General features: G+C 72.9%; 9 protein-coding genes. 3 read left to right on the top strand and 6 right to left on the bottom strand.

The window, feature by feature from the left end:
* Window positions 1-95: 95 nt before the first annotated feature.
* From ABT106_RS18475 to ABT106_RS18460, 4 genes are all read right to left on the bottom strand, one after another.
* Window positions 96-2,267 carry a 3-hydroxyacyl-CoA dehydrogenase NAD-binding domain-containing protein gene (locus ABT106_RS18475; RefSeq protein WP_351278325.1) on the bottom strand — a complete coding sequence of 724 codons (2,172 nt, stop codon included), beginning with the start codon at window positions 2,265-2,267 and terminating at the stop codon, window positions 96-98.
* Window positions 2,268-2,439: 172 nt separating this feature from the next.
* The gene (locus ABT106_RS18470; protein WP_351278322.1) at window positions 2,440-3,654 is read right to left on the bottom strand and encodes an acetyl-CoA C-acetyltransferase; all 1,215 of its coding nucleotides are present in this window, start codon (window positions 3,652-3,654) and stop codon (window positions 2,440-2,442) included.
* A gap of 47 nt (window positions 3,655-3,701) precedes the next feature.
* Window positions 3,702-4,844, bottom strand: coding sequence for an acyl-CoA dehydrogenase family protein (locus ABT106_RS18465; protein ID WP_351278319.1), 1,143 nt, complete (start codon window positions 4,842-4,844; stop codon window positions 3,702-3,704).
* Window positions 4,845-5,035: 191 nt separating this feature from the next.
* Complete coding sequence (locus ABT106_RS18460) at window positions 5,036-6,208, bottom strand: CaiB/BaiF CoA transferase family protein (RefSeq protein ID WP_351278317.1); 1,173 nt, start codon at window positions 6,206-6,208, stop codon at window positions 5,036-5,038.
* 283 nt (window positions 6,209-6,491) lie between these two features.
* Between ABT106_RS18460 and ABT106_RS18455 the strand changes: the two genes are divergently transcribed.
* Together ABT106_RS18455 and ABT106_RS18450 are read left to right on the top strand one after the other, a co-directional pair.
* Window positions 6,492-8,153 carry a hypothetical protein gene (locus ABT106_RS18455; protein ID WP_351278314.1) on the top strand — a complete coding sequence of 554 codons (1,662 nt, stop codon included), beginning with the start codon at window positions 6,492-6,494 and terminating at the stop codon, window positions 8,151-8,153.
* 163 nt (window positions 8,154-8,316) lie between these two features.
* Window positions 8,317-9,495: a saccharopine dehydrogenase family protein gene (locus tag ABT106_RS18450; protein ID WP_351278311.1), complete on the top strand. Its 1,179-nt coding sequence runs from the start codon at window positions 8,317-8,319 to the stop codon at window positions 9,493-9,495.
* A 48-nt stretch (window positions 9,496-9,543) separates the two neighbouring features.
* Here ABT106_RS18450 and ABT106_RS18445 read toward each other — a convergent pair whose 3' ends face one another.
* Window positions 9,544-10,221 (bottom strand): endonuclease V, encoded by a 678-nt coding sequence (locus ABT106_RS18445; protein ID WP_351278309.1) that lies wholly within the window; start codon window positions 10,219-10,221, stop codon window positions 9,544-9,546.
* Window positions 10,222-10,246: 25 nt separating this feature from the next.
* Here ABT106_RS18445 and ABT106_RS18440 point away from each other — a divergent pair, with 25 nt between their 5' ends.
* On the top strand, window positions 10,247-10,546 hold the full coding sequence (locus ABT106_RS18440; protein WP_351278330.1) for a YciI family protein: 300 nt from the start codon (window positions 10,247-10,249) through the stop codon (window positions 10,544-10,546).
* A 177-nt stretch (window positions 10,547-10,723) separates the two neighbouring features.
* Here the strand turns inward: ABT106_RS18440 and ABT106_RS18435 are convergent, their stop codons facing one another.
* A complete protein-coding gene (locus ABT106_RS18435) occupies window positions 10,724-11,881 on the bottom strand; it encodes a WD40/YVTN/BNR-like repeat-containing protein (RefSeq protein WP_351278307.1) in 1,158 nt (385 codons plus the stop codon).
* Window positions 11,882-11,986 lie beyond the last annotated feature (105 nt).

Here is an 11,986-nt window from a genome sequence, read left to right as displayed (position 1 = left end):
GGCGCCCGCTGACCGGGCCCGGTCCCGGGCCGGCCCGCGCGGGCGGGCCCGGGACCGGCGTACTCGGTCCGCGTACGTCTCGGTCCGCGTACGTCTCAGTCCGCGTACGTCTCGCCGCGCCCGGCCTTCGCCACCAGCGAGGCGGGCGGGGCGAACCGCTCGCCGTACGCCGCCTCCAGCTCGCGGGCGCGCGCCACGAAGCCCGCCAGGCCGCCCTCGTAGCCGTTGACGTACTGGAGCACGCCGCCCGTCCACGCCGGGAAGCCGATGCCCATGATGGAGCCGATGTTGGCGTCGGCGACCGAGGTCAGCACGCCCTCGTCGAGGCAGCGGACCGAGTCGAGCGCCTCCGAGAAGAGCATCCGCTCCTTCATGTCCTCGAAGGGGATCTCGTACCCGGGCTTGGTGAAGTGCTCGCGCAGCCCCGGCCAGATGCCGGCGCGCTTGCCCGCCTCGTCGTACGCGTAGAAGCCGCCGCCGCCGCTGCGGCCGGGCCGGCCGAACTCGTCGACCATCCGGTCGATGATGGTGTCCGCCGGGTGCTCGGCCCAGGTGCGCCCCTCGGCCTCGAAGGCCCTGCGGGTCTCGTTGCGGATCTTGCGCGGCAGGGTGAGCGTCAGCTCGTCCATCAGGGAGAGCACCTTGGCCGGGTAGCCGGCCTGGGCCGCGGCCTGCTCGACGGAGGCGGGCTCGATGCCCTCGCCCACCATCGCCACGCCCTCGTTGATGAACTGGCCGATGACGCGCGAGGTGAAGAAGCCGCGCGAGTCGTTGACCACGATCGGGGTCTTGTTGATCTGGCGGACCAGGTCGAAGGCGCGGGCGATGGCCTCGTCGCCGGTCTGCTCCCCCTTGATGATCTCGACCAGCGGCATCTTGTCCACGGGCGAGAAGAAGTGCAGCCCGATGAAGTCGGCGGGCCGCTTCACACCCTCCGCGAGCCCGGAGATCGGCAGGGTGGAGGTGTTGGAGCACAGCAGCGCGTCGGGCGCGATGACGTCCTGGATCTCCTGGAACACCTTGTGCTTGAGGGAGGTGTCCTCGAAGACCGCCTCGATGACGGCGTCACAGCCCGCCAGATCGGCGGCGTCGGCGGTCGTGGTGATCCGGCCGAGCAGCTCCGCGCGCTGGGCCTCGGTCGTGCGGCCGCGCGAGACGGCCTTGTCGAGCAGCTTCTCGGAGTACGCCTTGCCCTTGGCGGCGGCCTCGGCGGTGACGTCCTTGAGGAGGACCTCGATGCCGGCCCGGGCGCAGGAGTACGCGATGCCCGCGCCCATCATGCCCGCGCCGAGGACGGCGACCTTGCGGACCGGGCGCGGCTCGACTCCCTGCGGGCGGCTGCGGCCGGCGTTGACGGCCTGGAGGTCGAAGAAGAACGCCTGGATCATGTTCTTGGCGGTCTGACCGGTGACCAGCTCGGTGAAGTAGCGGGCCTCGATGGTCAGCGCGGTCTCGAAGTCGACCTGGGAACCTTCGACGGCGCAGGCCAGGATGTTGCGCGGGGCCGGGTAGGGGGCTCCGTTCAGCTGCTTCTTCAGGTTGGCCGGGAAGGCCGGCAGGTTCGCGGCGAACCGCGGGCTGGACGGCGTGCCGCCCGGGATCCGGTAGCCCGGTACGTCCCACGGCTGCTTCGACTCGGGGTTCGCGTCGATGAAGGCGCGGGCCTTGTCGAGCATCTCCTCGCGCGTGGCGGCCAGTTCGTGGACCAGGCCGTTCTCCAGGGCGCGCTTGGGGTTGTACTGGGTCCCCTGCAGCAGCACCTTGAGCAGCGCGTCGGCGATGCCCATGAGGCGCACGGTGCGGGTGACGCCGCCGCCGGCCGGGAGGAGGCCGAGGGTGACCTCGGGCAGGCCGATCTTGGAGCCGGGGGCGTCGAGGGCGACGCGGTGGTGGGAGGCGAGGGCGATCTCGTAACCGCCGCCCAGGGCGGCGCCGTTGATGGCGGCGACCACGGGCTTGCCGAGGGTCTCGATGCGGCGCAGGGAGGACTTGATGGCGGTGCCGGTGTCGAAGGCGAGCTGCGCGTGCTCGGGGCCCAGCCGGATCATGTCCTTGAGGTCGCCGCCCGCGAAGAAGGTCTTCTTGGCGGAGGTGTAGATGATGCCGCGGATGGAGTCCTTCTCGGCCTCGGCGCGGTCGGCGATCGCGGCGATGGAGTCCTTGAAGGCCTGGTTCATCGTGTTGGCGGACTGGTCGGGGTCGTCGAGGACCAGGGTGACGACGCCGGTCTCGTCCTGTTCCCAGCGGATGGTTCGGGTCTCGGTCATGGGTGGGTCTCTCCGTGGAAGTCTCGTTCGGCGGGGCCGGGGCGGAAGGGGCCGGGGGTCGGCCCGGGCGCTGCGCGGGGGTGGGGCGTTCGCTGAGCTGGCGTTGGCTGCGAGAGCGTTGGCTGCGAGAGCGTTCGCCCTGTGCGGGTCGGGCGTTCGCCGCACCCCACGGCTACAGGCGTTCGACGATGGTGGCGACGCCCATGCCGCCGCCGACACACAGGGTGACGAGCCCGTAGCGCTTGTCCTGGCGCTCCAGTTCGTCGATGACGGTGCCGAGGATCATCGCGCCGGTGGCGCCGAGCGGGTGGCCGAGCGCGATGGCGCCGCCGTTCACGTTGACCTTGTCCAGCGAGACGCCCATGTCCTTGACGAAGCGGAGCACGACGCCCGCGAAGGCCTCGTTGATCTCGATCAGGTCGATGTCGTCGATGGTCAGGCCGGCCTTCGCCAGAGCCTTGCGGGTGGCCGGGGCGGGGCCGGTGAGCATGATGGTCGGCTCGGACCCGGAGACCGCCGCCGAGACGATCCGGGCGCGCGGCCGCAAGCCGCCCCGGTCCCCCGCCTCGCGGGAGCCGATCGCGACGAGCGAGGCCCCGTCGACGATGCCGGAGGAGTTGCCCGCGTGGTGGACGTGGTCGATCTTCTCGACCCAGTGGTACTTCTGCAGGGCGACGGCGTCGAACCCGCCGAGGTCGCCGATGTCCGCGAAGGACGGCTTCAGCCGGGCGAGGGTGTCCGCGGTGGTGCCGGGGCGGATGAACTCGTCGTGGTCCAGGACGACCAGGCCGTTGCGGTCGGTCACCGGGACGACGGACCCGGCGAACCGGCCGTCCTTGACGGCCGCGGCGGCGCGCTCCTGGGAGAGGGCCGCGTACTCGTCGACATCGCGCCGGGAGAAGCCCTCGATGGTGGCGATCAGGTCGGCGCCGATGCCCTGGGGCACGAAGCCGGTGTCCCAGTTCGTCATCGGGTCGGCGAACCAGGCGCCGCCGTCGGAGGCCATCGGCACGCGGGACATGGACTCCACGCCGCCCGCGAGGACCAGGTCCTCCCAGCCCGAGCGGACCTTTGCGGCGGCCATGTTGACGGCTTCCAGGCCAGAGGCGCAGAAGCGGTTCTCCTGGACACCCGCGACGGTGTCCGGGAGCCCGGCGGCGATGGCGGCGATCCGGGCGATGTCGGAGCCCTGGTCGCCGACCGGGCCGACGACGCCGAGCACGATGTCGTCGATGGCGGCCGGGTCCAGTCCGGGGTTGCGCTCGCGCAGGGCGTGGATGAGGCCGACGACCAGGTCGATCGGCTTGGTGCCGTGCAGGGCACCGTTGGCCTTGCCTCGCCCGCGCGGGGTGCGGATCGCGTCGTATACGTAAGCTTCGGTGCTCACTGGTCAAGCCTTTCGCAGGGTGCTGGGGGGAGGTCGGTGGGGGCGGGTCAGCCCAGGAGGGAACGGCCGATGATCTCTTTCATGATCTCGGTCGTGCCGCCGTAGATGGTCTGGATGCGGCCGTCGACGAAGGCGCGCGCCACCCGGTACTCGCTCATGTAGCCGTATCCGCCGTGGAGTTGCAGGCAGCGGTCGGCGACCCGCTTCTGGAGCTCGGTCGCCCACCACTTGGCCATGGAGGCGTGGACGTGGTCGAGTTCGCCCGCCGTGTGGTCGGCGATGCACCGGTCGAGGAAGGTACGGGTGACGGCGCACTCGGTGGCCATCTCCGCGATCTCGAACCGGATGTGCTGGAGCTTGGCCAGTGGCCGCCCGAACGCCTCGCGTTCCTTCACGTAGCGCGTGGTGATCTCCAGCAGGTGTTCGGAGGCGGTGATGGCGGCCATCGCGATGCCCATCCGCTCCTGCGCGAGGTTGGTCATCAGGTGGACGAAGGCGCCGTTCAGTTCCCCGAGCAGGTTCTCCTTCGGCACGCGCACGTCGTGGAAGAACAGCTCGGCGGTGTCCTGGGCCTTCTGTCCGATCTTGTCGAGGTTGCGGCCGCGCTCGAAGCCCTCGGCGCCGCGCTCGACGACGAGCAGCGACAGGCCGTGCGCCCCGCCGTCGGGCGTGGTCTTGGCGACCACGATGACCAGGTCGGCGAGGATGCCGTTGGAGATGAAGGTCTTCGAACCGTTCAGCACCCAGTGGTCGCCGCGGTCCTCCGCCGTCGTACGGATCGCCTGGAGGTCGGAGCCGGCGCCCGGCTCGGTCATCGCGATGGCCGTGACGGTCTCGCCGGAACAGAAGCCGGGCAGCCAGCGGCGCTTCTGTTCCTCGGTGGACAGCGAGGTCAGGTACGGGCCGATGATGTCGTTGTGCAGCCCGATGGCGAGCCCGGGGGCGCCCGCCCGGGTGAACTCCTCGGCGATCACGGCCGCGTACCGGAAGTCGGGGTTGCCGCCGCCCCCGTACTCCTCCGGGACGGCCAGGCCCAGCAGCCCCTGGCGGCCGGCGGCGCGCCACGCCTCCCGGCTGACGATGCCGTCCTTCTCCCACTGCTCGTAGTGCGGCAGCACCTCCTTGGCGAGGAAGGTGCGGACGGTCTCGCGGAACGCCTCGTGGTCGGCTTCGAAGATCTGGCGCTGCATGGGTCGGCTCCTCAAGGCCAGTTCCTGACGGTTGCGTTCGGCCGGCCCGGCCCGGGGCCGGCCGGTGTGATGCTGAGCGGGGTGACGCCCGCCTCGCGGGCGGCCCCGGCGCGCGCGGACGTACCCCGCCGCGGCCGCGTCGGCCGCCCGGCGTGGATCGCCGGCGTGGTCGCGCGTCATGGACGGCTCCATCAGCCCTCCCCCGGCGGCTCGCCCGCGGTCCCGGCGGGAGCCCCCGCCGGCGCCTCTCCCAGCAGCTCCGGCACGCCCCAGTCGGCGGCCACCGACGCGGTGTGCGCGCCCGGGCGGGCCGGGCCGCTCGTCACGGAGGCCGGGGTCGCCGAGAACCGCGGCGCGGGTGCGGGCTGGACGATCCCGCCGAAGTCGGTGAAGGTGCCGCGGGCCGCGAGGTGCGGGTGCTCCGGCGCCTCGCGCAGCGAGAGCACGGGCGCGACGCAGGCGTCGGTGCCCTCGAAGACCGCCGTCCACTCGGCGCGCGTACGGGTCCGGAAGCGCTCGGCGACGGCCTCGCGGAGCTCGCCCCAGCGGGCGAGGTCCTTGCGGGCGGGGGCCCGGTCCGCGATGCCGAGCAGTTCGGTGAAGGTGTCGTAGAACTGCTGCTCCAGCGCGCCGACCGCCATGTACTGCCCGTCGGAGGTCGCGTAGGTGCCGTAGAAGGGGCAGCCGCCGTCGAGGAGGTTGGCCCCGCGCCGGTCCTGCCAGCCGCCGGCCGCCATCATGCCGTGGATCATCGCGGTGAGGTGGGCGGTGCCGTCCACGATGGCCGCGTCGACGACTTGGCCGGCGCCGGTGGCACGCGCGTGCTGAAGGGCGGCGAGGACCCCGATGACCAGGTAGAGCGAGCCGCCCGCGTAGTCCCCGACCAGGTTGGCGGGGACGGCCGGGGGCCCGTCCGGCTCGCCGATCATGCCCAGGGCCCCGGTCACGGCGATGTACGCGATGTCGTGACCGGCGGTGTGGGCGAGCGGTCCGTCCTGGCCCCAGCCGGTCATCCGGCCGTAGACCAGCCGCGGATTGCGCGCGTGGCAGTCGGCCGGGCCGACACCGAGCCGCTCGGCGACCCCCGGGCGGAAGCCCTCGACGAGCACGTCGGCCCGCTCGACGAGGTCCAGGACGCGGGCGGGCCCTCCGGCGGACTTGAGGTCGAGCAGTACGGAGCGCTTGTTGCGGTTGGTGACGTCGTAGGCGGGATCGACCGCGAGCCCGCCCCCGCCGGGCCGGTCCACCCGTACGACGTCCGCTCCCAGGTCGGCGAGGAGCATGGCGGCGAACGGGCCCGGGCCGATGCCCGCCAGCTCGACGACGCGCACCCCGGCGAGCGGACCGTTCCCTGTCACTGCCATCGGGCCCCCGGTGTCTCTGGTCTGCGACTGTGTGACACAACTGATGTAACACCAGCGATGCTAGGAACGTGCCGCCCTCCGCACAACCCCTTGGGCGAGCAAGCGCTTAGCAGTCTGTCCCGATCGGGGTGGATAGGGGCGTTGGAGCGCGCCGGCCCGCGCCGAACTGGATGCCCTACCCCCCTGATCAAGCCACGTACGGCTATGTACTCTGAGCCTGGTTTCAAACCTGATCAAGTTCAAAAAACGAAAATGGGGGGGGCCGGTGCGCAATCGCCGACTCATGCTTTCCGCCGCAGTCATCGCGGCCGGTGTAGGTCTCATACCGGGTCTGGCCCACGCGGCCGACCCGGTCCAGCCCACCAAGTCCAGCAAGCCGGACGCCCACGGGGTCGACAGCACGCCCGACCTCACCGAGGTCGGACAGCAGAAGTTCAGCAGCCCGGCCGAGCGCACGGTCCGGTTCGCGCCGAAGGGCAACGCCAAGAGCAAGGCCGCTCCGCAGGCCGATGGCGCCGTCGCCGCCGACCCGACGGTCGGGCTCAGCGGCTGGGGCACCAGCGCGCGCGGCGTCCACATCGACGCCGCGGTCACGAACCCGGACTCGACGCTGCTCAGCCTGAGCGTCGAGTGGGGCGACGGCAGCACCGACCAGTTCAACGTCTACGGCAGCGAGACCGTGCCGCTGCAGCACTCCTACAAGGACATCGGCTACTACACGGCCAAGGTCACCCTGTCCGACAACTCGGGCGCCCGGGCCGTCAACACCATGGACCTGTGGACCCTGGGCTCCGACTTCACCCCGCACACCCCGACCCGCCTCCTCGACACGCGCGACGGCACGGGCGCGCCGAAGGCGGCCAAGGTGGCCGCCTTCGGCACCGCCAAGGTGAAGATCGAGGGCGCCGCCAAGATCCCGGCCGGCGTCAATGCCGTGGTCCTCAACGTCACCGTCACCAACGCCACCAGCTCGGGCCACATCACCGCGTACGGCTCGGGCGACGACCGCCCGACCTCGTCGAACGTGAACTACAACGCCGGCCAGACCGTCCCGAACCTGGTGATCGTGCCGGTCGGCGCGGACGGTCACGTCGACCTGTACAACCACAGCGGCGGCACGGTCGACCTGATCGCCGACGTCACCGGCTACTTCACCCACACCTCGTCCAGCGGCTACACCCCGCTGGCCCCCTCCCGTCTCGTCGACACCCGTTCCGGGCTCGGCGCGAAGAAGGGGCAGGTGCCCGGAGCCGGCACGTTCGGCGTCCAGATCGCCGGCCGCAACAACGTTCCTTCCACCGGCGTGACCGCGGTCGCCCTGAACGTGACCGTGACCGAGCCCAAGAGCGAAGGCCACCTGAGCGTGTTCCCGAGCGGGCAGCAGGCCACGACGTCCAACCTGAACTTCAGTGCCGGCCAGACCATCGCCAACGCGGTGATCGTCCCCGTCGGCAAGGACGGCAAGATCAGCGTGCGCAACGGCGCCTGGGGCGCCACCGACGTCATCGTCGACGTCGTCGGTTTCTACAGCCCGGACAGCGAGGGCGCCTACCGCCCGGTCCAGCCCGAGCGCCTGCTCGACACCCGCGGCGACGCCGACTGGGACTCCGGCCCGCTCGACGACTTCGGTTACGCCTACATCGCGCTGGGGCACAACCGCCCGCACGAGACCAGCTGGGTCCTGAACACCACCGTCACCGACACGAAGGCCAACGGCTTCCTCGGCGTCGTGCCGGACCCGAACACGCTGTACGCGTACGAGAACGACTTCGCGTCGTGGCCGCCCGCGCCCACCTCGTCCACCCTGAACTGGACGCCGGGCAAGACCGTCCCGAACCTGGTCCAGGCGACCGGTGGCCCCGACGGCCTCGTCGACTTCTTCAATCAGAGCTACGGCTCCACCCACCTGATCGTCGACATCTTCGGCTACTACGACAAGAGCTGACCACCGGCCGGCTCACCACCCGTGCCCCGGGGACGCCCTCTGCGGCCGTCCCCGGGGCACGGCCCTGTACGGACCCGCCCGTACCGGCCGCCGGCGCGGGCAGGTTAGCCTCGGCGGGCGACAGCGGCCAGAGGACGCGGTGACGGACGAAGGAGTTCGCGGGATGGACCAGGAACGTAACTACGACGTGGTGCTCTACGGCGCCACGGGCTTCGTCGGAACGCTGACCGCCGAGTACCTGGCCGCGCACGCGCCCGCGGGCTGCCGCTGGGCCCTGGCCGGCCGGAACCGGGCGAAACTGGAGCTGCTGCGCGAGCGGCTCGCCGCGATCGACCCGGCGTGCGCGGACCTTGCGCTCCTCACGGCGGACGCGGACGACACCGACGCCCTGCGCGAACTGGCCGCCTCCACAAGGGTGCTGGCCACGACCGTGGGCCCGTACGTCTGGTACGGAGCCGGACTCGTGGCCGCCTGCGCCGAGTCCGGGACCGACTACGTGGACCTCACCGGTGAGCCGGAGTTCGTGGACCGGATGTACGTCGAGCACGACGCGCGGGCCCGGGAGACCGGTGCCCGGCTCGTCCACGCCTGCGGCTTCGACTCGATCCCGGCCGACCTGGGCGCGTACTTCACGGTCGGCCGGCTGCCCACGGGCGTCCCGCTGCGCGTCGACGGGTTCCTCAGGTCCAACGCCGTCTTCTCCGGCGGCACCCTGACGTCGGCACTGACCGCGCTCAGCCGCGGCCCGCAGACCCTCGCGGCCGCGCGCGCCCGCCGCCTCCACGAGCCCCGGCGGTTCGAACGCCGGGCCCGCGGGCCGGTGGGGGCGCCCCGGTACAGCCGGGAGACCGGCACCTGGGCGCTTCCGCTGCCCACGCTGGACCCCGCGATCGTGGCCCGTTCGGCCGCCGCCCTGGAGCGGTACGGACCGGACTTCCGCTACCGGCACTACGCCTCCGTCCGGCACCTGCCCGTCGCGGTGGGCGGTACGGCGGCGATCGGCGCGACGGTGGCCCTGGCCCAGGTCCCGCCGGCCCGGCGCTGGCTGATGAACCGCTGGGAGCCCGGCCGGGGCCCGGACGCCGAGCGGCGGGCGCGCAGCTGGTTCACGGTGCGCTTCGTGGGCGAGGGGGGCGGGCGGCGGGTGTTCACCGAGGTCTCGGGCGGCGACCCGGGGTACGGCGAGACCGCGAAGATGCTGGCCGAGTCCGCGCTCTGCCTGGCGTACGACGCCCTGCCCGACGCCGCCGGACAGCTGACGACGGCGGTGGCGATGGGCGACGCGCTGATCCCCCGCCTCCAGAAGGCCGGGATCACCTTCCGGGTGGCGGACACCCGCTGAGGGCCCCGGGGGGACAACGCGGGCCCGTCAAGATCCGGAAGGGACCCTTTAGGAGGCTTCCTTCAACGCCCGGCGGCACAGGGAGTCGGCGTGCCGGGTGGTCTCGGGGATCCGGAAGCGGGGGCTCAGGGCCAGGGCGTGCGCGCAGGCGTTCTCCAGGGAGACCCGGTGGCCCACGGAGACGTAGACCGGCTTGATCCCGTCCTGGGTCCGCAGCGCCCGGCCGACCTCGGCGCCGTCCGCCGCGCGCAGCGGGGCGGCGTCGCCCCGCCGGGCGCCCGGTTCCTCGTACGTGAAGGTGAACGGGTTCTTCGCGACCCCGATGGCCGGCAGCCCGGTGACCACCCCGAGGTGGCAGGCCAGGCCGAAGCCGCGGGGATGGGCCAGCCCGTAGCCGTCGCAGACGACGAGGCCGGGCGCGCTGGTGAGCGCGTCCAGGGCGGCCAGCACGGTCGGCAGCTCGCGGAAGGCGAGCAGCCCGGGCACGTACGGGAAGCTGACCCGCCCGACGGCGGTGGTCTCCTCGACCACCTCCAGCGTGGCGGCGTCGAGCACCACGGCCGCGGCGGCGACCAGGTCCCGTGCGTCGTCGTAGGCGACGTCCACACCGGCGACGAGCCCGAGTCCGGGGGGCGGGCCGAGTTCGGTGAGCACGACCTGATGGCGTAGTACGTCCTGTATCGCCCGGGCCTCGGCCTCATCGGCGGGGGTCTTCACACGTGTCATGATGGGCGAGAGTAGCCTGGCGATCATGTTCGTCATGGAGCTCACCTACACCGCGCCCGTCGAAGCCGTCGAGAACGAGATGGACGCCCACATCGCCTGGCTGGACGGCCACTACGCCGCGGGCGTCTTCCTCGCGTCGGGCCGCAAGGTCCCGCGCGACGGGGGGATCATCCTGGCCGGCGGGGTCTCCCGCGAGGAGATCGAGAAGATCGCGGCCGAGGACCCCTTCGTCGTGGCGGACGTCTGCGCGTACCGCATCACGGAGTTCATCGCGACGAAGACCTCGGCGGACCTGTCGACGGTCCGCGAGAACCCGGCCGTGTAGGCACGGCCGGGCGGCAGCGGAGCCGGGCCGAGGTTCGGCTCCGGGCGGGGGTGCGGGGCGGCCGGCCCCGCGCGTGCCCGCGCTACCGCGGCCCCCGCCGGACGCGGCCCCCGCCGGACGCGGCCCCCGCCGGACGCGGCCCCCGCCCGCGCTACCGCGGCCGACGCCCCCGCCGCGTCACTTCCGTTCCAGCCGGGCCACCCGGCCCTTCTCGCCCGCCGCCCAGCAGCCGCCGTCGGGGGCGCAGTCGACCGTGTCGAACGAACCCGCCTCCAGCGGCCGCCAGTTGCGGCCCCCGTCCGTGGTGACGTCCGTGCCCGTCGGCCCCACCGCCAGCGCCGTGTCCGCGCCGTACGGGTACCAGGCCGCGCCCGACCGGTACGCCGGGGGCGGGGTCGCCGCCTGGCGCCAGCCGCGGCCGCCGTCGGAGGTACGGGCCGCGGCCCGCGGCGAAGCCTCGCCGGTGCGGTAGTCACCGCCGACCGCGAGTCCCCTCGTACGGTCGCGGAAGGCCAGGGCGAAGACCCCGCGCGCCGGGTCGCCGGCCGGGAGGGTGGATTCGGCGACCCGCCAGGTCAGACCGCGGTCGGCGGAGTGCAGGACCCGTGCGGTCGCCCCGCCGCCGGTGGCCAGCCAGACGTCCCGCGAGCCCGCGGCGGTCAGGCACTGGCCGCTCGCGGCGAAGCCCGCCTCGCCCGGCAGGGCGGACGGCATGCCCTGGTCCGGCAGCACCCGCCAGGTCCGCCCGCCGTCGTCGGTCGCCAGGATGCGGAACTTGCCGTCGACCGGGTCGCTCATCGCCAGCCCGTGCCGGGAGTCGAAGAAGGTCAGACAGTCGTAGAACGCCCGGGGGTCGGAGTTCCGGAAGGTCTCGGTCCAGGTGGCGCCGCCGTCCTCGGTACGCAGCACCCTGGACGCCTCGCCCTCGCCGATGGACAGGGCCACCGCCCGCCGGGAGTCGAATGCCTCCACGTCGCGGAGCTCCAGCCCCTCCGCGACCGCGCCCGGCGGCGAGACGTCGCGCCAGCTGCGGCCGCCGTCCACGGTGCGCAGCACGGTTCCCTTGGAGCCGGCCGCCCAGGCCGTGGTCCGGCTGACGGCGGCCAGCCCGCGGAAGCGGGAGCCCGCGGCGCTCTCGCCGGTCTCCTTCAACGCCCACCCCACGCCGCGCGGGCCGTACCCACCGCGCCCGCTTCCCGCCGGCTCCGCACCCAGCGCCTCCCCCATCCCGGTCCGCGTATCTCCGGGCTCCGCGCCCGCCTGTGCGGGGGCCGCCAGCACCCCCACCAGCAGCGCCGCGGCTCCCACGCCCACCCCTAATCCCAGAAGTCTCATGGCGCCGGAAGCTAACGCACCCCGGATCCGCCGTCCAGGGCGCCTCGGTGCCCAGCCCGGCGAGACGGCGCTCGGGTGGTCCTCTGGCGGTGCCCCAGGAGTGTT

This window comes from Streptomyces sp. NPDC002044 (assembly GCF_040296725.1).
Classification (GTDB): Bacteria; Actinomycetota; Actinomycetes; order Streptomycetales; family Streptomycetaceae; genus Streptomyces; species Streptomyces antarcticus.
This window is presented reverse-complemented; position numbering and strand designations above follow the sequence as displayed.

Bases quoted from the DNA above. Each gene is read 5' to 3' on its own strand.
- ABT106_RS18475 (WP_351278325.1), bottom strand. From the start codon at position 2,267: ATGACCGAGACCCGAACCATCCGCTGGGAACAGGACGAGACCGGCGTC.
- ABT106_RS18465 (WP_351278319.1), bottom strand. From the start codon at position 4,844: ATGCAGCGCCAGATCTTCGAAGCCGACCACGAGGCGTTCCGCGAGACC.
- ABT106_RS18460 (WP_351278317.1), bottom strand. From the start codon at position 6,208: ATGGCAGTGACAGGGAACGGTCCGCTCGCCGGGGTGCGCGTCGTCGAG.
- ABT106_RS18455 (WP_351278314.1), top strand. From the start codon at position 6,492: ATGCTTTCCGCCGCAGTCATCGCGGCCGGTGTAGGTCTCATACCGGGT.
- ABT106_RS18450 (WP_351278311.1), top strand. From the start codon at position 8,317: ATGGACCAGGAACGTAACTACGACGTGGTGCTCTACGGCGCCACGGGC.
- ABT106_RS18445 (WP_351278309.1), bottom strand. From the start codon at position 10,221: ATGACACGTGTGAAGACCCCCGCCGATGAGGCCGAGGCCCGGGCGATA.
- ABT106_RS18440 (WP_351278330.1), top strand. From the start codon at position 10,247: ATGTTCGTCATGGAGCTCACCTACACCGCGCCCGTCGAAGCCGTCGAG.
- ABT106_RS18435 (WP_351278307.1), bottom strand. From the start codon at position 11,881: ATGAGACTTCTGGGATTAGGGGTGGGCGTGGGAGCCGCGGCGCTGCTG.